We start from the raw sequence: 20116 nt of genomic DNA, 5'->3' as shown, positions 1-20116 counted from the left end.
ACCACTGCTTCCTCTCAAAAGGGGAGATCCTCAACAGCTACATCCCATCGATTTCAAGGTTATACCCATGTCAAACCCTAATGTCACGATAATTGTCGTTCCCCGAGAACGGTTTCAGTTTGCCCGTGAATCTCTAGAAAGCCTTTTCGAAAATACCTTTGTCCCTTTCAAGTTGATTTATGTAGACAATAACTCTCCTCATAAACTTCGACAGAATCTTGAATTTCAATCTCTGCTTCGCCGGTTTCAAGTCGTTCGATCAGAGACCTACTTGTCTCCAAATCAAGCCCGAAATTTGGGACTCCAGTACGTCACAACCCCCTATGTGGTCTTTGTTGATAACGATGTCGTTTTTACATCGGGCTGGCTGGAGAGATTAGTGAACTGTACAGAGGAAACAGGAGCCACTGTAGTCGGATCCTTAGTCTGCCAGTATCGCCCTGTCCATACCATCGTCCACTGTGCGGGGGGCACCTATATGGCACCAGCTGCCTACAGTGCCTTTGCCCGAGGTGAACTCAATCCTTCTGGCACCCTGGACCATACAGGGGGATGGAAAATTCAAGAACGCACTCCCTATCAGAATCAGCCCCTTGCCGAAGTCTGCGATCAGCTTTATCGCCAACCGACAGGCTTTGTAGAGTTTCATGCCATGTTGGTGCGGACGGCTATCTTTGATCGAGTTGGCCCATTAGACGAAGGCTTTTCCTGCACGAAAGAGTACCTCGATTTCTGCATGATGGTCACCCGTGCGGGTGGACTGATTTACCTGGAACCAGACTCCGTCGTTACCTTCTTAACCCATCCACCTGCCCCGGCCTTGCAGTGGAGCGACATACCCTACTTTATGCTGCGCTGGAGTGATGCTTGGGAACTCAGTAATCTCCTCCATTACCAGCAAAAATGGGGGCTGCAAGAGAGCAGTTATTTTCAGAAACGGTATCAGAAATTGGGACAACGACGACGCAAAGTGCTAATTCGACCCATTGCTAAAAAGTTCGCTTTTCTTGGCAAACCCGTAACCCGGTGGATTGAGCAACAGCTCTTTAATCTAGAGAAACGGTTCAATCGCTGGTTCTCTAAGCGCCATGCCAATCGTTTGGCTAATGCCCAGCGGATATCTGGCTTTCGACATCCCAACAACGATATCTCGAAGTTACTCCCCCAAACAGGGAGTAATGCTGAAATAAGACAGCAATCTCTATCTGATGAAAGTGGGAATCACTCGTTAATGCAACATTAATTGATTTGTTCGGACCAGTTCGATGGCCCTTCTAATTGCAGAGATTGAGCTGTTTTAAGAAACGAAGGAGATTCATTTATCTGAGGTTTCTCAATTAATTCAACTGTAATTCGAACCCGCGCCCCTTCTTGCAGATTTAGGGGAGCATCAGGAAGAAATACTTCTCCATCAAATACAGCTTCAACAATTTGCATCGGACGCTCCATTGACTCGTTTACAAAAACTGGCGTGAATTCCCTCTTTAAATAAATTTTGGTTTGGTATCGATTCAATAAATTAAGCCACGACTTCTGTCTAGATTGGCTCAACACAATTCTTGCACTGGTCCCCATCTTAGAAGGGAAATAACAGAATCCAGTTTTCTCACCGCAGAATTGGGGACTAGTAGGTTTGAATGCAGCATAAGAAGGCTGCAAAATTTCGAACAACTATTGCTTTGCATCAGTTCTACTTGAGCATTTTTTACAAGCAACCCATTTTCAGTTTCAACCTCACAAATCCAAGGATTAACGAATATGCTCTATCGAAAATTAGGCAACACCAATCTACAAGTCTCTGCCATTGGTATGGGCACATGGAACATCGGCAATCAGTGGGGGCAAATTGATGAAGCCACTGCCTTAGCCACTGTCCGTAGTGCCTTCGACAATGGTGTCAATATCTTTGATACCGCTGAATCCTACGGTATTCCAGCTGGACTATCAGAAGAACGGTTGGGAAAAGCGCTCCACGGGATTCGGGACCAAGTTCATGTGGTCACCAAAATTGGACGATGGGGTCGCCGTAGTGGTCAGACGGTTCCCATGACCACTGTGGACATGGTGCGGCTTTGTACCCATGCCTCCCTGTATCGATTAAAGACTGACTATATTGATGTCATGCTTTGTCATGAAGGCAAAATTGAAGACCCGAGTGTTTATTTAGAGAGGTTTGAACGACTGAAAGCCGAAGGAACCATCCGTGCCTACGGCATTTCCACGGATCGGTTGGATGTCCTGAAACGATTCAACGTCAACCATACCTGTAGCGTGGTCGAAGTGGACTATTCCCTACTGAGCCGCAATCCAGAGAAAGAGTTTCTACCCTATTGCCAAGAACATGGCATTGGCGTACTGGCCCGAGGTCCTTTGCATAAAGGGCTGCTTTCGGGGAAATATTCTTCCCAGACCGTCTTTACGGATACGGTGAGATCGGAATGGTATGACAGCGATCGCACTAAAGCCAAGCTTGACCGTAAGTTAGCCAAGGTTGAACAACTTAAAACAGCGTTGCAGCCTGGATCCGAGATGGTCACCCCAGCTTTGCAATACGTTATTTCTCACCCGGTATCGCCCGTTGCAATACCAGGTGCAAAGTCACCTGAACAAGCCCAAGCAAATGCAGCAACAGGAAATATTTGCTTGTCTTCAGCAGAACGAGAACGATTGGTTCGTCTGACCAAATTACCAGTTGCCGCTTAAAGTCAATGCTCTCATCAAGATGAAAGTTTTCTCATGGCACTTTCACGTTTCCTTGAAAGACAAATTGAAGAATAAACCCTAAAGAACAACACGAGTTCTGAATAACGCTCACCTTTCCCTCTCATCCCCATTGAACTGAATCCATCTGAAAGTCCCCAGCTCCAGCCATTTGCATAATTCTCGCAAAAGCTAATTGAGGGTTGCTCGGGGAAGGAATGCTTTATCTCTACATAAGCCATCACTCCTTGGAGGAGACTATGAAACCACCTAAAGTCACCCTTGTTGTAGGTCCCAGAGAGCGGTTTAGCTATACTCAAACGTCTTTAGAAAGCATCTATGCCAATACGGATTATCCCTTCGACTTAGTGTTTGTGGATGTGTGTTCCCCGGCCTCCGTACAGACCTATCTGCAAGAAAAATCCCAAAAACAGTCGTTCACCCTTTTAACCACAGACCACTATATTTCCCCCAACCAAGCTCGAAATGTGGGGTTGCGGTATGTACTTGATCATACGGATAGCGACTATGTGGTCTTTATTGAGAATGACGTGATCGTCAAGCGGGGGTGGTTAACCCAGTTAGTTAACTGTGCGGAAGAAACGAATGCCACAGTAGTTGGTCCCTTGACTTGTATTGGCAACCCGGCCCATCAGGTGATTCATAACGCTGGGGGCAAATCTTATATCAAAACAGAAGTAAAGGATGGTCAGACCCGTCGCCGGATTAAACAGTCGGCCTATTTGACCGGACGTGCGATCGCAGATGTGTCAGATCAACTCCAACGAACTCAGTGTGACTATGTAGAGTTCCACTGCATGCTGGTTCGTAGAGACATCTTTTCCACCATCGGCTTGCTAGATGAAGGCATGTTGGCAACCCGCGAACATATCGACTTCTGCTTTATGGTCACTCAGGCAGGAGGACGCATCTACAGTGAACGGGAGGCGATCGTCACCACAGATACCCTGGGGCTGGCCTCTAACAAAGCTGGACTGATGGCCTGGTTTGGGCAATTAAAACTGCCCGACTTTAAATGGTCGGATCTGCCCTACTTTATGTTGCGTTGGAGTGATGCTTGGGACCGAGCCAGTTTGGACCATCTACGCCAAAAGTGGAATCTGGCTGAAGACAAATACTTTACGAAACGCTATGCCGGATTAGGCAGTCGTCGCCACGAGCTGTTAATCAAGCCAGTTGTCCGATTCTTAACCCTGGGCAAGGGCAATCCTTGGTTGGAAAAGCGGTTGATTGCCTTAGAGCGTCCTTTAAATCACTTCTGGTTTAATCGCTATGCCCGCCGCCTTAGGCAAGCTCAATTTAGCAAAACGGTTTAGTCTTGGAGGTCTAGAAAAGATGATCAACACTCAAACCCCTGCACCGACTCGGGTCATCCTCCTTCGCCACGGTCGGAGTACGTTTAACGACCAAGGTCGGTATCAAGGGGCCAGCGACGAATCCGTTCTAACCGCGAAGGGGCTTGCAGATGCTCATCAAACGGGTCTCGTGCTTCGTGAGACTGCTTTTTCTGCCATTTATACCAGTCCGTTACAGCGAACCCAGCAAACGGCTCAAGGGATCCAGTCTGCCTTGCACCGTTCAGTACCCATAAAAACTCACCCCAATCTTAAAGAAGTGGATCTTCCCGGTTGGGCAGGACTCCCCTACCAATATGTCCGGGAAACGATGGCTACAGACTACCACTGCTGGATGGAACATCCCCATCTATTTGAAATGGCTGGACCTCAAGGGGTTCGCCGCCCGGTTCAAGATCTCTATGATCAAGCTCATCAGTTTTGGCAACAGATTTTACCGCGGCATTCTGGACAAACCCTATTAGTCGTCAGTCATGGGGGGACGATTCGCGCCCTGATAGGAACTGCCCTGGGACTGTCCTGCCACCATTTTCAAGCCTTGCAGCAATCCAATTGCGGCATCAGCATATTGCGCTTCCCTGGGCAAGGTCAACCAGCCCACCTAGAAGCCATGAATGATACCAGTCATCTGGGAGAAGCGCTTCCCAAGCTAAAAGCAGGCAAACAGGGACTACGGTTGTTACTGGTGCCGAGTGAAGAGCATCGTTATCAGACCGTGGAATCCCTGCGGACTTTACTAAGCCCTCAAGATTTGAGCTTTAGCGTCAGTCAAGGGGATCCAGCTGAGGCACTGAGCAAAGCTATTTTGTCCGAACACCCCCAAACGGTTCAACTGCATACCCATTGTTCTGACTTTCATCACCTGTGGCTAAGGACCCTCAACCAACGCCATCCCTCAGAACAGAGCATGATGACGGGAGTGTTGGTCGCACCGTCCCACCTATTGCAACAGATGATCAGCCAGATTATGGGGGCAGAGCAAGTGCTGCAATTGCCACAGCTAGCTGGCCGAGTCAGCGTTGTTCACTGTCCAACGTCTCAACCCGCACCCATTCTGCAAACGATAAATTTTGCTGGTCCAGCCTTATTTCAACAAGGTATCTTTGCCTGTGCATCCTAGGGGTGTCAATCAGTTAGAGGGAGGGCCAGGTTCCCAATTTCCGGTGTTTGGCTTGACTCGATTATTGATGTGGAGTGGGTTCTTCGGAGTCGTGAGTGGTATGGTGCTAAAATCCCCCAGTGCCCTCGCGGAAACAGCTCCTACCTCAATCCGTGTACCGGAGTCGCAGCGACTTGAGGAACCCGTTATTCCTGTTTGGCAGCTTGAAGATTGGGAAAGCTCTGGGCCAGAGTTACCCGAAGAACCGTTAATCTCAGATTCAGATGAGTCAACTGACTCAATTTCTAGCACTGAATTCAGTGGTGAAGCCGTCTTTTCATGGATTCAGGCAGCCGGTGATCGTCAAAAGTCTAAAAATGCCAACGAACCTAGTTTTGGTAGTCGTATTCGTCTCAATATTGAAACCAGTTTTTCAGGAGAGGATCGATTCCGCCTACGGCTACAAACGGCCAACGTTGTTGAACTCGATGATGTGTTTGACACAGATCTGGCCCGGTTATCGATTCAGGGAGCAGATCAATATCAAGTTTCCCTGAGTCGTCTGGACTACCAATTCCCAGTGGGAGAGGATACAGAAGTCTTTGTCCAAGCAATTGGGGGTTCGATTAGCGATATTGCTGATCCCTTAAATCCCCTCTTTAGTAGCAGTAGTCGGGGGGCAATTTCTCGCTTTGGTCAGCGTAATCCTCTGTATCGCCAGGGGGGAAGTACGGGGATTGGGTTGTCCCATAACTTTAACGACCGCATTAATATCAGTTTGGGATATCTCGGGGATAATCAGGATGTGTTTTCTAATGAAGAATCCATTGCCTTTGCTCAAGTCACCCTGGAACCGGCTGATTCTATTCGCTTCGGATTGCTCTACACCTATGGCCTAAACGGATTGGATACAGGCACCGGCAGTCAGCAGGCCAACGATCCATTTTTGGATCAAAGCGATGCGATCAATTCCCATTCCGTGGGGCTGCAAGGGACGGCTACAATCAGTCAACAACTGACCCTATCGGGTTGGACGGGATATACCCGAGCTACAGCGACGGATCTGCCGAACCAGCTCCAAGCTGACATCTTCAATTGGGCCTTTACACTGGGATATAAGAATTTATTCCGCGATCGCACCTTGGGGGGATTGATTATCGGCCGCCCACCTCACGTATCTTCAGATGCTCAGCCTGCCTGGCATTTAGAAGTGTTTTATCAGGTTCAGTTGAATGAGCATATTACCCTTACGCCTGGCATAGTTGTGATTACGGCTCCAGATCCCAATCAGTCCCCCATCGTGGTGGGGACCCTACGCACCCTGTTTCGTTTTTAAAATGGCTCGATCATCAAGAGGACCTTTCGTGATTGACTCCAAACGTTCCCCCTTGGGACGGCGACAGCGCTCAGTGATCAGACGGTTCTTTCGTCAAACTCGGACGCGTATTCTGTTGCTGTACATTTCGCTATTGGGGATATTCACGGGGCTTGCCATACCGCTCTATAAATCGCTCATTACCAATCAGGTTTCCCTACGGGTTCGAAATGATTTGATTGAAGCACAAGAAGTTTTTCATGAATCCTATATGAACTGGGAACGCCAGCCGAATCAATCTGTGGAAGATTTGGAGAGGTTCGCCGATGATTTCTTAGCCAATCAACTCCCAGAAGACGACAATTTTTTTATTTTTATTATTGGTGGAGACTTTTACCGCGCGAATCCACCTCGGTTACTCAAGCCCATGCGTCCAGGGTCAGACCTCTATGAAAAATGGGAGAGTTCAACCCAATTTGAACGGGGAGAGGAACCGACAGATCTACCTGAAATTGGCACCATTATCTATAAAGCTGAACCACTCATCGTGGACAGTGAACAGCTGGGTGTGATGGTCCTTGCCCATGCTACGGCTGGTGAACAGAACGAAGCTTTAACCAGTGTATATACCTTTGTTTTGATTGAGGGAGCCGTCGTTGTAATCTCCCTGCTGTTGGCCTGGTTTGTGACAGGGCGGTTACTCAAGCCGGTGCGAGAACTTGCGATCGCAGCCCGCTCCATCAACGAATCCGATTTAACTCAACGATTATCAACAGAAGGCTCAGGGGAATTGGCTGATTTAGCCAGAGTCTTTAATGCCATGATGGATCGACTTCAGGACAGCTTTAACAGCCAGCGACGCTTTGTGAATGATGCGGGTCATGAACTTCGAACCCCGATTACCATTGTTCGCGGCCATCTAGAACTGATGGGAGATGACCCCAAGGAACAGGAGGAAACCATTGAGCTGGTTCTCGATGAACTAGATCGGATGGGCCGATTAGTCAATGACATGATTGCCCTGACCAAATCAGAGCGTCCTGATTTTCTTCAATACGAAATGATCGATTTAAACCAGTTTATGGACGAACTGTTCACCAAAGCACAAGCCTTGGCTGATCGAGACTGGCAACTGCAGTTGAACTGCTCTAGCTCCATGATGGGCGATCGCCAGCGATTAACCGGAGCGCTGCTGAATTTACTGAGGAATGCCACTCAGCATACTCCAGCCTCTGGCACGATTGAATTGGGCTGTAAGCAAACGTTTTCCCAGGTTATTTTTTGGGTCAAAGATAACGGCGAAGGTATGACCCTAGAAGAACAGCTCCGCATATTTGATCGGTTTGCTCGATTGGGTAAACGTCAGTCCGACGGCTCAGGGTTAGGTCTTGCCATTGTTAAAGCCTTCACCAAAGCCCACCGAGGTAAAATTGACGTGGAGAGTCAGCCGGGTAGGGGCTCTACTTTCACGATTACGCTTCCCATCTCTTCACAGTTTGGAACGGTTGTCTAACGAGTCATCTTTTTTTCTTTCTCAAGATCATTTTTCTGAAGATCAATTCCACTTCGATTGATCCGATCTGGTCTATCCAAAGGAGGACAGTAACCCTTTGAGTAGAAAAACTCAGCCGATAGAAAAAGATGTTTGATTTTTTTGAAGTTATGTTACAGAATTACTATATAGATATTCATATACTTATTTCTATATAAACGTAGATTTAAGTCTATATAAGTTTTTCTTTTAGCTCTGGAATCAGTTGTGCTGCAGTTTTTAATCCAAACAGCTTGGTTTATCCCTTGCTATCCTCTGATCGGCATGGTGATTTCCCTCCTGTGGACGCCCTCGATCATTCGTCGGACAGGGCCTCGTCCCGCCGGTTACGTCAATATTGTCACGACCTTCTGTGCCTTTTTGCATGGCGTGGTCACCTTCCCCAGTTTTTGGAACCAGCCCCCTCAGTACATCAATATCACCTGGTTGGAAGTGTCGGGGCTGACCCTCGATATCCCCTTAGAAATTTCCTCTATCACCCTGGGGGCAGGCATTGTTATTACGAGCCTTAACTTGCTGACGCAATTCTATGCCATTGGTTATCTGGAAATGGATTGGGGGTGGGCGCGCTTCTTTGCCCTGCTGGCATTATTTGAAACGGGGATGTGTTCCCTGGTCCTCTGCAACTCCCTATTCTTTAGCTACATTATTCTTGAAATTTTGACCCTGGCCACTTACTTAATTGTGGGGACTTGGTTTAACCAATCCCTGGTGGTCACGGGGGCTCGGGATGCCTTTCTCACCAAGCGGGTCGGAGATTTATTCCTGTTGATGGGAGTGCTGGCTATCTTCCCTTTGGCAGGAACTTGGGATTATCGGGAAATGGCGATTTGGGCGCAAACGGCCCAGGTTAACCCGACAGTTATGACTTGGTTGGGCCTAGGTCTGGTAGCAGGTCCCATGGGCAAATGTGCTCAATTTCCCCTGCACCTCTGGCTGGATGAAGCTATGGAAGGTCCTGTCCCTGGAACGATTCTGCGGAATTCCGTGGTGGTATCGACTGGAGCTTGGGTGATCCTAAAGCTATCTCCAGTAATTAGCCTTTCACCCATTGCCTTAACCACCATGATTGCGGTGGGGGCGATTACGGCGATTGGCGGTACCTTGATTGCGATCGCACAAATTGATATCAAGCGGGCCTTATCCTACTCCGCCAGTGTCTATATGGGGCTGATATTTATCGCCGTCGGGACCCAACAGCTCAATGCAGCGCTGCTGTTGATGCTGACCTATGCCCTATCTATGTCCCTGCTGATTATGAGTACAGGGTCAATTATTCTCAACGCCATCACCCAAGACCTGACTCAGATGGGGGGCTTATGGAGCCGTCGACCCATCTCTGGTCTGAGCTATCTGGTGGGAACGGTAGGCTTGGTCGCTTTACCGCCCTTCGGTACGTTTTGGGCACTTTTAGAGTTAATCGATGGGCTATGGACTCAGCATCCAGTCCTCGTTGGGGTCGTATTGCTCGTCAATGCCTTAACGGGATTTAGCATTATCCGAGAATTTGGTTTGATCTTTGCCGGAGAGCGTCAGCAAATGACGGTACGATCTCCAGAAAATCTATGGTCCATCACCTTACCGACCACCATCCTCGCGGGTACAACATTGCATTTGCCGATCATTCTGCAAAAACTGGAACTTCTCCCCCACTGGTCGGTTTTGAACCATGAAGCTGGGTTTTTGCTGGCTGCGTCTAGCTTGATGGGTTGTGGTCTAGGGGCGTTGATTTATGTGGGTAACCGTTTTCCCAAACCGGTTCGCTTGCCTTGGACCTCGGTTCAAGACTTCTTTGCCTTCGATATGTACACCCCGACCCTCTATCGCTCCAGCATTGTTTCTGGCGTTGATGGGATTTCTCGTCTAACGGATTGGCTGGATCGCAAAGTGGTAGATGGGGTTGTGAACTGGATTGCCCGTACCTCTGTCACCACTGGTGAAGTCCTGAAATATGGAAATATCGGGCAAACCCAGTTCTATCTGTTGACCATTATCACTGGGGTGTTCGTTCTTACACTGCTGCTACTGCGGTCTTTGCTTTAAGCCTGCAACTGATTCCTCTGCTTCTGTTTGCTCTCACTCCTCCTGCCGTCTTTTTTAATACCTGAAATTTTCATGCTCAGTGTACTAATTTGGTTTCCCTGTATTGCCGCCATCATTATTGCCCTGCTGCCTCAGCAAGTCACGGGTCGTAAGGTTCGTCTGGCCGCCCTCTTGCTATCGGGGGCAATCCTGGTCTTAACGTTAGCTGTGGGGACTCAATTTGATTTGGGTAACAATGCCCTTCAGTTTCAAGAGACTCGGTCTTGGCTAACGGATTTGGGATTGGACTACCAACTGGGGGTAGATGGATTATCACTCCCTTTAATCGTCCTCAATAGCCTGCTCAGCTGGATTGCGATTTATAGCAGCCGCGTTGAAACCAAACGACCTCGTTTGTTTTACGCCCTGATTTTGCTGATCAACGGCGGGGTTGCGGGGGCGTTTCTAGCTCAAAATTTGCTGCTGTTCTTCCTCTTTTACGAAATCGAGCTGATTCCGTTTTACCTGCTGATTTCCATATGGGGCAGCGCCCAACAGGGCAGTGCAGCCACTAAGTTTTTGCTCTACACTGCCACCTCTGGGGGCCTGATTTTAGCGGGCTTCTTAGGGGTGATTTGGTTTAGTGAGGCCAGCAGTTTTTCTTACGAGGTTTTACTCGGTCAGGATTTACCGATCAATCTTCAGTATGGGGTCCTGATTCTGTTGCTACTGGGATTTGGGATTAAAACTCCCCTGGTCCCCTTGCATACCTGGCTGCCTGATACTTATGTGGCGGCTTCTACGCCCGTGGCTATTTTGCTAGGGGGCGTGCTGGCTAAACTGGGCACCTACGGAATCTTCCGATTCTGTATGCCCCTCTTCCCCGATGCTTGGCAAACCTTATCGCCCGTTTTGGCGACTTGGGGAGTGGTGAGTGTGCTGTATGGTGCCTTGACTGCGATCGCACAAAAAGACATCAAGCGGATGGTGGCCTACAGCTCCGTGGGGCATATGGGCTATATTCTCCTGGCAGCAGCAGCCCATACTGAACTGAGCGTGGTGGGTGCCATTTCCCAAATGTTTGCCCACGGGTTAATTTTGGCGTTGCTGTTCCACCTGGTCGGACTGATTGAGACCAAGGTAGGGACACGAGAGTTAGACGTGCTCAATGGCTTGATGAACCCGGTGCGGGGGCTGCCCTTAGTCAGCGCCCTCCTGGTGCTTGCGGGGATGGCCAGTGCTGGAATTCCCGGACTGGTGGGCTTTATCGCTGAATTTTTGGTATTCCAAGGCAGCTATACTGCCTTCCCAATTCAGACCCTATTGAGCGTGGTGGGAACAGGATTGACGGCGGTCTATTTCGTCATTTTGCTGAACCGAACCTGTTTTGGTCGCCTCGATAGTAGCACGGCCTATTACCCACAGGTGCAATGGAATGAGCGCGTTCCAGCCCTAGTGTTGACAGTGCTGATCATCTTTTTGGGGCTGCAACCGTCTTGGTTGGTGCGTTGGAGTGAACCGACAACAGCGGCACTCCTCGCTGAAGCTCACCTCTCTACACCGACCCCTAAAACCTTTATGGTTGAAGTTGAGCCGACGCCCACTCTGCTAAGTACTGGGGATTCTTCCTCCCTCAGTTAGTCCACCCCTCTTTCCCTCTTAATTTATTGTTAGTCATCCGCAATTCCTATGAGTGCCCCGACTTCGACACCAACCAAACTCCCTCCTTCCCAGCATCAATTCGCTGATATTATTCATCGCCTGGAAGCGGGTGGGGCGATGCTACCGGATACGCCAGAAAACCTTAAGCAGATTATCGGGATTTACAAAGCCTATGCCGTGCCGATGGATTTTTACTGGCGCAACTTGCTCTATATCGCTGAGCAGGTATTCTTAGAGCCGTTGCCTTTTTTCAAGTATTTCTTACCCAAAGAGTACCTGGATCTGCACAATCACTATGCCGGGGATGATGCCGATTTGCGGATCTGGCGAGGCGAGGCCACCGCTCATCCAGAATTGCTGGAATTTATGGAAAAGGGTGAGGTCAAGCGTAAACTGCCTAAGCTACTGCATCACCTGTGGCATGACCGCATCAATATGGAATTTGCGGAAGCCTGTATGCGGGCCATGTTCTGGCATCGCAATATGGGAGGTCAGTTTGACCCCTATTTGGATACGGATGAGTATGTCGCCAATGCCGATCGGGCGATTAAGGTTTACTTCAAAGGCAACCCAGTCATGCTGGGGCTGTATAAGCTGTTTCCCGATATGTTTATAGAGCAGGTGCGGCAGCTATCCTACTACTCCAACTTGGGTCTGTTCTGGGAAGTGATGGCTCCTGTCTTTTTCGAGATGTCGGATCTCTACGATGAAGGCAAGTTGACGTCGGTGCCAGAAGCAATGAACTTTTTGGTCAATGGCATCTTTGCGATCGCAGGTCGTCCCATTTATCACCATGTCTATATTCGGGGTGAGTGCTACGAAATTATCCCCAAATCCAAAGGGTTTATGTGGCTCTATGAAGCAGCCCTTCCTTATGTGGAAGCGGTGTTCTATCGCACCTCTCCTTTTCGAGGCACGAAATCCTACAATGCCCAAGCCAAACAGGTTCCAGAAAACCAAGAAGACTTCCACTACGGTATTCTCTATGCCGATGTGTTTCCCGTTGGCTCGGCTGGTATCCCGCCTACACTGCTGATGCAGGATATGCTCCATTTTCTTCCTCCCTACTTGGTGGACTATTACCAACAATATTGCCGAGGCGAGGACGATACGCTGATTCAACTGGGGGTTACCTTTCAGCGGTCCATGTATTGCGTCACTTCAGCCGTGATTCAGGCTCTTCGCCAGGCACTCCTCTATCCCCTGGATGATGAAGATCCTCAACATCTACAGGCCAATCGCGACTTCTTTGAATCCCAACTGGATCGGTTTAAGCGCCCTGAAGCTCGGTTAATGGATATTCAACGCCAAGACTATCGCTAGGCCTTGTGTGTTTCATCCCTTCTCAGCAGTCATTGACTGCTAAATTTATTGAAATTTGCGGTTAAAGGAGTTTCGAATAATGGCGGATATTGTTGATATTGCGGTTGGGTCTGATGACTTTTCGACGTTGGTTGCAGCCGTACAGGCAGCGGATTTAGTGGACACCTTAAAGAGTCCGGGTCCCTTCACGGTTTTTGCCCCGGTGAATGATGCCTTTGCCCAGCTCCCTGACGGCACTATCCACACCTTGCTGCAAAATATCCCCCAACTCAGCCGAATTTTGACGTTTCATGTCGTCCCTGGCAAGCTCACTCAGGCGGATCTACAAGAGCTAGAGTCAGTGGTCTCCGTGGAAGGTTCCCCTATTCCCATCCGAGCCGCTGAGAAATTTGAAGTGAAAAATGCCACGGTGATCGCCGCTGATATTGAAGCGGATAATGGCATCATCCATGTATTAGATCGAGTTCTACTGATGGGGTAGCCGAAGACCACTTTTAAGCATCACAACTCCTTTTCATCAGGTCTTGGTAAAAAGGCGTACCCTTAAAGTTCGCAATAAATATCCGCCTGCTGGATCAATTCCTGTAACTCATCGCATTCCAAGCCTTCAAATGCCAACGAAAGCCCAGCTTGAACGAGTCCTAATCTTTGTCTGGCTTCTAAGCTGAGTTCATCCGTCGCTTCACTCGCACAATCAAACATTAATTTTGCCAAGAGCAAGTTATCGGAAGTCACGGCTAAAGCTTCGGCTAATATTTCTGTCAACATCATCTGTGTCTGTGAGGATTTGTCCACTAGCATCATCTGATCATTTCTCTAGGAATTGAACAGAGAAATCACGGAATCGTATTTATCAATTTCAAGAATGAAATAGTTGTTCTTACTGACAGCGAATTCTTCAGGCTTGAAATCGATAATTCAGTATTTAAATCCAAATCGGTAGAAATGTTCTTACGGTCACTAGCAAGGCGGAGTGGATGTGAGAAATTGGAGTTGGAGGTTTGAGCATTCTATTCTCAAACTGGGTTGTCTGTTTTTTGGCAGCGTTTATTTATGCGATCGCATGTAGTCCTTTCTTGTCTACAATCGTCAAAAGGCGCATGGCCGCACCACTTTGTTTTTTAACACCTCTCTCCCAATCAGAGACTTGATTGCTAGAAACATTGAGGTAGTGGGCAAACACAGGTTGCGAGGCATGTTCATGCTCTCGCAAAGCTCGAATATCATCAGGAGACATCGGCTGAATAGGTGTGAGGCAAGTTTCGTCAAACTCACGCATGGTTGTTTTGCTAATGGCACCGATTTGGTGCAGGGCTTCCATTGATTCGTGAATAGCCGCAAAGGCATCTGACTTGTATTGTGTGGGTTTACTCATCACATCACCTCTGTCATGGCTTGGTTATCAAGTAATGTGGCTATTTGAGCTTCAGTAAGTGAAAGATACTCTTTTGCTGCTTTTTTGAAAGCGGCTAACTCGTCCTGGGTAATATTGTCGCGTTCATTCTTGGCAAACCCATACATAAAAAAGGATTTATCTCCTTCTTGAAAAAAGATAATGGTGCGTTACCCCCCTGATTTGCCTTGCCCTTTTCGAGCGATACGCTGTTTGATGACGCCACCCAAATCGGCATCAACCAGTCCATGCTGTGTTTGTGCAATTACGAATTAATGTTATGAAACGTAATACAACGTCCTAATCCTCAAGTTTAAGCTTAAAACTAAAAATAGAGCCTACCTTACTGGCATCTAGAATAATGGTCAATGTCCCCGTTAAAATCCCCCAAACTCTGTACGTAACCGATGAGCAATTTTTGGAATTGGTCCGTGCCAATCCTGATCTGCGCATGGAACGGACTGCCCAAGGAGAAGTGATTATCATGTCACCAACTGGAAGTGAGGGGGGAAACCGCAATGCAGAATTTACCATTGACTTAGGGATTTGGAACCGGCGTAAAAAGCTGGGCATGGTGTTTGATTCTTCTACGGGTTTTAAGCTACCCAATGGCAATACTCGTGCGCCCGATACAGCCTGGGTGAAGCAAGAACGGTGGGATGCTTTGACGCCAGAGCAGCGTATGGGGTTTGCTCCTATTTGCCCTGACTTTGTGTTGGAATTAGCTTCAGAAACAGATGATATAGAAGTTTTGCAGGCCAAGATGCAGGAATATCTTGATAATGGCTGCTCTTTGGGATGGTTAATCAATCCCAAAACGCTCCGGGTAGAAATCTATCGTCCTAATCGAATGGTTGAAGTGTTGCACAACCCTAAAACCCTCTCAGGTGGAGAGACTTTGCCAGATTTTGAGTTAAAGTTAAACATTATTTTCAGCAGAAATACTTAAATCCCATTAACTGATAATGCCTAGATTTCTAGAGTAGTTTCGAAGTATTGGCAAATCAGTGGGAACCACTTTACTCATCACTTTGCTTGAAGAGTATTAACTCCCCCCAATTCTGGCAACATCTTTAGCGTTTTGCTCAAAGGCGGCTGACAAGGCGTCATCCCCACTCAAGCCATCCTCGATCGCAGTCTGTATCGCCTGCAATACCCGCTTATAATCCCGAGGCATTACCTTCACAAACTTAGGGACCATCGCCTCCCAATCCGCGAGGACCCTAGCCCCCTTCTCACTCTGGGTATAGTCCACATGGCGCTGAATCACCTCCTTCAGATCCTTGATATCTTCAGGATCTTCCAGGGACTCTAGACCCACCATTTCCGTATTGCATCGGGTCGCAAAATCTCCAGCCTCATCCAGGACATAGGCTACTCCACCGCTCATTCCAGCAGCAAAATTACGACCCGTAGGTCCAAGGATCACGGCTTGACCGCCCGTCATATATTCACAAGCATGGTCGCCAACGGCTTCCACAACTGCTCGCACCCCAGAATTCCGCACGCAGAAGCGCTCTCCCGCAATGCCACGAATATAGGCTTCACCGCTGGTGGCCCCATAGAAGGCGACATTGCCAACGATAATATTTTCTTCGGCCACAAAGGTTGATTCCTTAGGTGGATAAAGCATAATCTTGCCGCCACTCAGGCCCTTGCCAAAGTAGTCATTGGCGTCGCCTTCTAGCTCCAGGGTGACACCAGGAGGCACAAAGGCGCCAAAGCTTTGTCCCGCACTACCCTGGAAATGGAGGTGAACCGTGTTTTCAGGCAGTCCTTCCCAATGGCGTTTGGTGATTTCGTTGCCGAGTATAGTCCCCACCGCCCGATTAATGTTTTTAATGGGCAGGGTGGCTTTGACCTGCTCGCCTTTCTCAATGGCAGGCTGGCACAGATCCAGCAAGGTAGTCATATCCAGGGACTTTTCTAGACCATGATCCTGGGGAATCTGACAGTAACGACCGATATCGTCAGAGACATCCGGCTGATAGAGAATCTTAGAGAAGTCCAATCCCTTGGCTTTCCAGTGATTGATAGCGCGGCGCGGTTCTAAGACATCTGAACGGCCCACCATCTCATTTAGGGTTCGGAATCCCAGTTGGGCCATCAGTTCCCGCACTTCCTGGGCTATAAACTTCATAAAGTTAACGGTGTAGGCAGGATCACCCGAGAATTTCTCCCGCAACTGTGGGTCTTGGGTGGCGACGCCCACGGGGCAGGTGTTGAGGTGGCAAACGCGCATCATAATGCAGCCAAGACTAACCAGGGGGGCAGTGGAGAAACCAAATTCCTCCGCTCCCAAGAGAGCGGCAATCACAATATCTCGGCCTGTCTTTAGCTGACCATCCGTTTCTACCACAATTCGGCTACGTAGATTATTCAGCACTAGGGTTTGATGGGTTTCGGCAATCCCTAGCTCCCAGGGCAGTCCGGCATGTTTAATGGAGGTTTGGGGTGAGGCTCCCGTGCCCCCGTCAAAACCAGAAACAAGTACCACGTCCGCATGGGCTTTAGCGACCCCAGCGGCGATGGTGCCCACGCCCACTTCTGAGACGAGCTTGACGTTGATGCGGGCACTTCGATTGGCGTTTTTAAGGTCGTGAATCAGCTCTGCCAAGTCCTCAATGGAGTAGATATCGTGGTGGGGTGGGGGAGAAATCAGACCCACCCCCGGCGTGGAGTGGCGCACCTTGGCAATCCAGGGATAGACCTTACGCCCTGGCAGCTGACCGCCTTCACCTGGCTTAGCCCCCTGAGCCATTTTGATTTGAATTTCCTTGGCCTGAGATAGATAGAGGCTGGTAACGCCGAAGCGGCCGGAAGCCACCTGTTTAATGGCGCTATTTTTAGAGTCGCCCTGGTCATTCGTCCAGGTAAAGCGTTCCGGGTCTTCACCGCCTTCCCCGGTATTAGACTTGCCACCCACACGGTTCATGGCAATGGCTAAAGACTCATGGGCTTCTTTGGAGATGGAGCCGTAGCTCATGGCTCCGGTCTTAAACCGCTTGGTAATTTCCTCAATTGGTTCAACTTCCTCGATGGGGATGGGTTGGCGATCTTTAAACTCCAGTAGACCACGTAGGGTAAAGAGCTGCTCATTCTGCTCATTTACCAAGGCTGAGTATTTCTTAAACAGGTCAAAGTCCCCGGCACGGGTGGCTTGCTGCAGGGTATGAATCACCTGGGGGCTAAATAAATGGGCTTCCCCTTCTTTGCGCCATTGATATTCCCCTCCCACATCCAGGGTATGGACTTCCACATCGCGCTCAGGGAAGGCATGGCGATGGCGTTGAATCGCTTCTTCTGCCAGGACTTCTAAATCTGCCCCTTCAATGCGAGAGGCCGTCCAGCTAAAGTATTTGTCCACTACTGATTTATTCAGGCCAATGGCTTCAAATATTTGAGCGCCGCGATAGCTTTGAATGGTGGAAATTCCGATCTTGGACGCTACTTTAATCACGCCTTTAGTGGCGGCTTTGATGTAGTTCTTACAGGCCGTTTTCGGATCAATATTCACCATCAGCCCCTGGTGAATCATGTCGTGAATGGTTTCAAAGGCAACATAGGGATTGATGGCACCACAGCCATAGCCAATCAGAACCGCATAATGATGAACTTCACGGGGTTCACCGGACTCCAACACCAGACCTACCCGAGTCCGAGTTCCTTCCCGAATTAAATGGTGATGAAGACCAGAGACAGCCAATAAGGCAGGGATAGGAGCATGGTCATGATCCAAGTTGCGATCGCTCAATACGATCAGACTGGTACCGTTTGCGATCGCATCGTCTGCCTGCTGACAAATGCCCTTCATGGCCGCTTCTAAGCCCTGCACCCCAGCATTGGGATCAAATAAAATTGGCAGGGTCACCGACTTAAACGGATCGCCATTCAGGGCTTTAATTTTGGCCAGCTCCGCATTAGTAAGGAGGGGCGTTTTGAGTTCTAGAAGATGACAGCTTTCTGGTTCAGGTTTGAGTAGATTACGCTCAGAGCCAATAGTAGTCTCAGGAGAAGTGATAATTGCTTCCCGAATCGAGTCAATCGGGGGATTGGTCACCTGGGCAAACAATTGCTGGAAATAGTTGTACAGCAGCTTCGGTTTATTAGAAAGCACCGCTAGGGGGGTATCCGTTCCCATGGCCCCAATCGCCTCTACCCCGTTATTGGCCATTGGGGCAATTAGCATTCGCAATTCTTCAAAGGTGTAGCCAAAGGCCATCTGCCGCTGCAGAACAGTTTCAGCATCATATTCGGGAGCAGCGTCTGCTGCAGGGAGCTGATCAACACTCACCATCTGTTGATCCAACCAGTCCTGATAAGGATGCTCAGAAATAATCTGATCTTTGAGTTCCTGATCGGAAATAATCCGTCCTGCCGCCATATCCACCACAAACATCCGTCCAGGAGTGAGGCGGCCTTTCTTCGCCACTCGCTCCGGCTCAATGGGCAATACCCCAGCTTCTGAGGCCATAATTACCAAGTTATCTTTGGTGACGTAATAGCGAGAGGGCCGCAAGCCATTCCGGTCCAAAACCGCCCCAATCATGGTGCCATCGGTAAAGGAGATGGACGCAGGACCATCCCAGGGCTCCATCAAGCAGGAATGGTACTTATAAAAGGCTTTTTTCTGGGCACTCATGGACTCATGGGCCGTCCAAGGTTCGGGAATCATCATCATGGCGGCATGGGGAAGGGAGCGTCCCGCCAAGAACAGCATCTCTAGGGTGTTATCGAAAATGGTGGAGTCACTGCCATCCACGTTAATCACGGGCTGAACTTTAGCCATATCCTCGCCGAATAGCTCTGACTCAAACATGGACTGGCGAGCTAGCATCCAGTTGATATTGCCCCGCATGGTATTGATTTCGCCGTTGTGGGCAATGTAGCGATAGGGGTGAGCCCGGTCCCAGCTGGGGAAGGTATTAGTGCTAAATCGCGAGTGCACCAATCCCAAGGCCGATTCCATATCTGGATCATGGAGGTCGGGATAATACTGCCCCACCTGAATCGGCATCAACATGCCCTTATAGACGATAGTGCGGGAGGACATGCTGGAAATGTACCAATGTCCATCAATGCCGGTGGGGCGAATGGCATTGTGGGACAGCTTGCGCAGCACATACAGCTTGCGCTCAAAGGCCATATCATCCTTCACATCAGGACTGGATTGGATAAAGACCTGCTCCATAAAGGGCTCGCTGGCCTTAGCCGTGTTACCCAAGGAGGAATTATCCGTGGGTACGTCTCGCCAACCCAGGACCTTGTGGCCTTCTTGGGTAGCAACCTGCTCAAAGGCACGGCGACTGGCTTGCCGCTCTTGGGCATCGGGGGATGCGTAGATCATCCCGACCCCATACTGTCCGGGTTCTGGCAGCTCAAATCCCAAGCGAGCTGCTTCTTTCTGGAAAAAACCATGGGGGATCTGCATCAGCAGGCCCGCGCCATCACCCGTATTGGTTTCACAGCCACAGGCTCCCCGGTGATCCAGATTCACCAAAATGGTCAGGGCCTGTTCAATAATGTCATGGGATTTTTGACCCAACTGATGAACGACAAACCCCAACCCACAGGCATCATGCTCAAATTGTGGATCGTAGAGACCTTGGTGGGCAGGAGTGGTATTGCTGTTCATATTGGGTGATCTGAAGGTTCGAACTGTAACTGGACTAGG

At 49.1% G+C, this 20116-nt stretch carries 15 protein-coding genes and 1 pseudogene; 11 read left to right on the top strand and 5 right to left on the bottom strand.

The window, feature by feature from the left end; genetic code table 11:
* The first annotated feature begins 67 nt into the window (after window positions 1–67).
* Entirely contained in the window at window positions 68–1243 is a 1176-nt protein-coding gene (locus ON05_RS00410; protein ID WP_010469987.1) for a glycosyltransferase family 2 protein, read from the top strand.
* Here the strand turns inward: ON05_RS00410 and ON05_RS00405 are convergent.
* Window positions 1240–1437 (bottom strand): antitoxin family protein, encoded by a 198-nt coding sequence (locus ON05_RS00405; protein WP_010469989.1) that lies wholly within the window; start codon window positions 1435–1437, stop codon window positions 1240–1242. The genes ON05_RS00410 and ON05_RS00405 overlap by 4 nt on opposite strands.
* Window positions 1438–1758: 321 nt before the next feature.
* Here ON05_RS00405 and ON05_RS00400 point away from each other — a divergent pair, with 321 nt between their 5' ends.
* From ON05_RS00400 to ON05_RS00360, 9 genes are all read left to right on the top strand, one after another.
* On the top strand, window positions 1759–2703 hold the full coding sequence (locus ON05_RS00400) for an aldo/keto reductase (RefSeq protein ID WP_010469992.1): 945 nt from the start codon (window positions 1759–1761) through the stop codon (window positions 2701–2703).
* Between the two features lie 257 nt (window positions 2704–2960).
* On the top strand, window positions 2961–4037 hold the full coding sequence (locus tag ON05_RS00395) for a glycosyltransferase family 2 protein (protein ID WP_010469994.1): 1077 nt from the start codon (window positions 2961–2963) through the stop codon (window positions 4035–4037).
* Window positions 3994–5196, top strand: coding sequence for a histidine phosphatase family protein (locus ON05_RS00390; protein WP_010469995.1), 1203 nt, complete (start codon window positions 3994–3996; stop codon window positions 5194–5196). The genes ON05_RS00395 and ON05_RS00390 overlap by 44 nt, the downstream gene beginning before the upstream one ends.
* Window positions 5186–6511 carry an iron uptake porin gene (locus ON05_RS00385; RefSeq protein ID WP_010469997.1) on the top strand — a complete coding sequence of 442 codons (1326 nt, stop codon included), beginning with the start codon at window positions 5186–5188 and terminating at the stop codon, window positions 6509–6511. Before ON05_RS00390 ends, ON05_RS00385 begins: the two co-directional genes overlap by 11 nt.
* Before the next feature lie 28 nt (window positions 6512–6539).
* Window positions 6540–8003 (top strand): cell wall metabolism sensor histidine kinase WalK, encoded by a 1464-nt coding sequence (locus ON05_RS00380; RefSeq protein ID WP_010469999.1) that lies wholly within the window; start codon window positions 6540–6542, stop codon window positions 8001–8003.
* Window positions 8004–8249: 246 nt separating this feature from the next.
* The gene (locus ON05_RS00375; RefSeq protein WP_010470000.1) at window positions 8250–10085 is read left to right on the top strand and encodes an NAD(P)H-quinone oxidoreductase subunit F; all 1836 of its coding nucleotides are present in this window, start codon (window positions 8250–8252) and stop codon (window positions 10083–10085) included.
* Between the two features lie 72 nt (window positions 10086–10157).
* Entirely contained in the window at window positions 10158–11705 is a 1548-nt protein-coding gene (locus ON05_RS00370) for an NADH-quinone oxidoreductase subunit M (protein ID WP_010470003.1), read from the top strand.
* 48 nt (window positions 11706–11753) lie between these two features.
* Window positions 11754–13049 (top strand): CO2 hydration protein, encoded by a 1296-nt coding sequence (locus ON05_RS00365; RefSeq protein ID WP_010470004.1) that lies wholly within the window; start codon window positions 11754–11756, stop codon window positions 13047–13049.
* A 79-nt stretch (window positions 13050–13128) separates the two neighbouring features.
* A complete protein-coding gene (locus tag ON05_RS00360; protein WP_010470006.1) occupies window positions 13129–13530 on the top strand; it encodes a fasciclin domain-containing protein in 402 nt (133 codons plus the stop codon).
* A gap of 62 nt (window positions 13531–13592) precedes the next feature.
* Here the strand turns inward: ON05_RS00360 and ON05_RS00355 are convergent, their stop codons facing one another.
* The 3 genes and pseudogenes from ON05_RS00355 to ON05_RS00345 all read right to left on the bottom strand — a co-directional run bounded on the left by ON05_RS00355 (window position 13593) and on the right by ON05_RS00345 (window position 14672).
* Window positions 13593–13850: a hypothetical protein gene (locus ON05_RS00355; RefSeq protein ID WP_236618853.1), complete on the bottom strand. Its 258-nt coding sequence runs from the start codon at window positions 13848–13850 to the stop codon at window positions 13593–13595.
* A 250-nt stretch (window positions 13851–14100) separates the two neighbouring features.
* Window positions 14101–14424 (bottom strand): DNA-binding transcriptional regulator, encoded by a 324-nt coding sequence (locus ON05_RS00350; RefSeq protein WP_010470009.1) that lies wholly within the window; start codon window positions 14422–14424, stop codon window positions 14101–14103.
* Window positions 14424–14672, bottom strand: a pseudogene (locus ON05_RS00345) (type II toxin-antitoxin system RelE/ParE family toxin). The gene ON05_RS00350 and the pseudogene ON05_RS00345 overlap by 1 nt, the downstream one beginning before the upstream one ends.
* Window positions 14673–14803: 131 nt before the next feature.
* Between ON05_RS00345 and ON05_RS00340 the strand changes: the two are divergent.
* Window positions 14804–15391 (top strand): Uma2 family endonuclease, encoded by a 588-nt coding sequence (locus ON05_RS00340; protein ID WP_010470013.1) that lies wholly within the window; start codon window positions 14804–14806, stop codon window positions 15389–15391.
* A 96-nt stretch (window positions 15392–15487) separates the two neighbouring features.
* On the opposite strand, the gene gltB is transcribed toward ON05_RS00340, so the two are convergent.
* Window positions 15488–20077, bottom strand: coding sequence for a glutamate synthase large subunit (gene gltB, locus ON05_RS00335; protein WP_010470015.1), 4590 nt, complete (start codon window positions 20075–20077; stop codon window positions 15488–15490).
* Window positions 20078–20116: the final 39 nt, after the last annotated feature.

This window comes from Acaryochloris sp. CCMEE 5410, from assembly GCF_000238775.2.
Classification (GTDB): domain Bacteria; phylum Cyanobacteriota; class Cyanobacteriia; order Thermosynechococcales; family Thermosynechococcaceae; genus Acaryochloris.
This window is presented reverse-complemented; position numbering and strand designations above follow the sequence as displayed.

Coding starts and splice junctions, on each gene's coding strand:
- ON05_RS00360 (WP_010470006.1), top strand. CDS start 13,129: ATGGCGGATATTGTTGATATTGCGGTTGGGTCTGATGACTTTTCGACG.
- ON05_RS00405 (WP_010469989.1), bottom strand. CDS start 1,437: ATGCAAATTGTTGAAGCTGTATTTGATGGAGAAGTATTTCTTCCTGAT.
- ON05_RS00370 (WP_010470003.1), top strand. CDS start 10,158: ATGCTCAGTGTACTAATTTGGTTTCCCTGTATTGCCGCCATCATTATT.
- ON05_RS00350 (WP_010470009.1), bottom strand. CDS start 14,424: ATGAGTAAACCCACACAATACAAGTCAGATGCCTTTGCGGCTATTCAC.
- ON05_RS00395 (WP_010469994.1), top strand. CDS start 2,961: ATGAAACCACCTAAAGTCACCCTTGTTGTAGGTCCCAGAGAGCGGTTT.
- ON05_RS00390 (WP_010469995.1), top strand. CDS start 3,994: ATGCCCGCCGCCTTAGGCAAGCTCAATTTAGCAAAACGGTTTAGTCTT.
- ON05_RS00400 (WP_010469992.1), top strand. CDS start 1,759: ATGCTCTATCGAAAATTAGGCAACACCAATCTACAAGTCTCTGCCATT.
- gltB (WP_010470015.1), bottom strand. CDS start 20,077: ATGAACAGCAATACCACTCCTGCCCACCAAGGTCTCTACGATCCACAA.
- ON05_RS00365 (WP_010470004.1), top strand. CDS start 11,754: ATGAGTGCCCCGACTTCGACACCAACCAAACTCCCTCCTTCCCAGCAT.
- ON05_RS00410 (WP_010469987.1), top strand. CDS start 68: ATGTCAAACCCTAATGTCACGATAATTGTCGTTCCCCGAGAACGGTTT.
- ON05_RS00355 (WP_236618853.1), bottom strand. CDS start 13,850: ATGCTAGTGGACAAATCCTCACAGACACAGATGATGTTGACAGAAATA.
- ON05_RS00340 (WP_010470013.1), top strand. CDS start 14,804: ATGGTCAATGTCCCCGTTAAAATCCCCCAAACTCTGTACGTAACCGAT.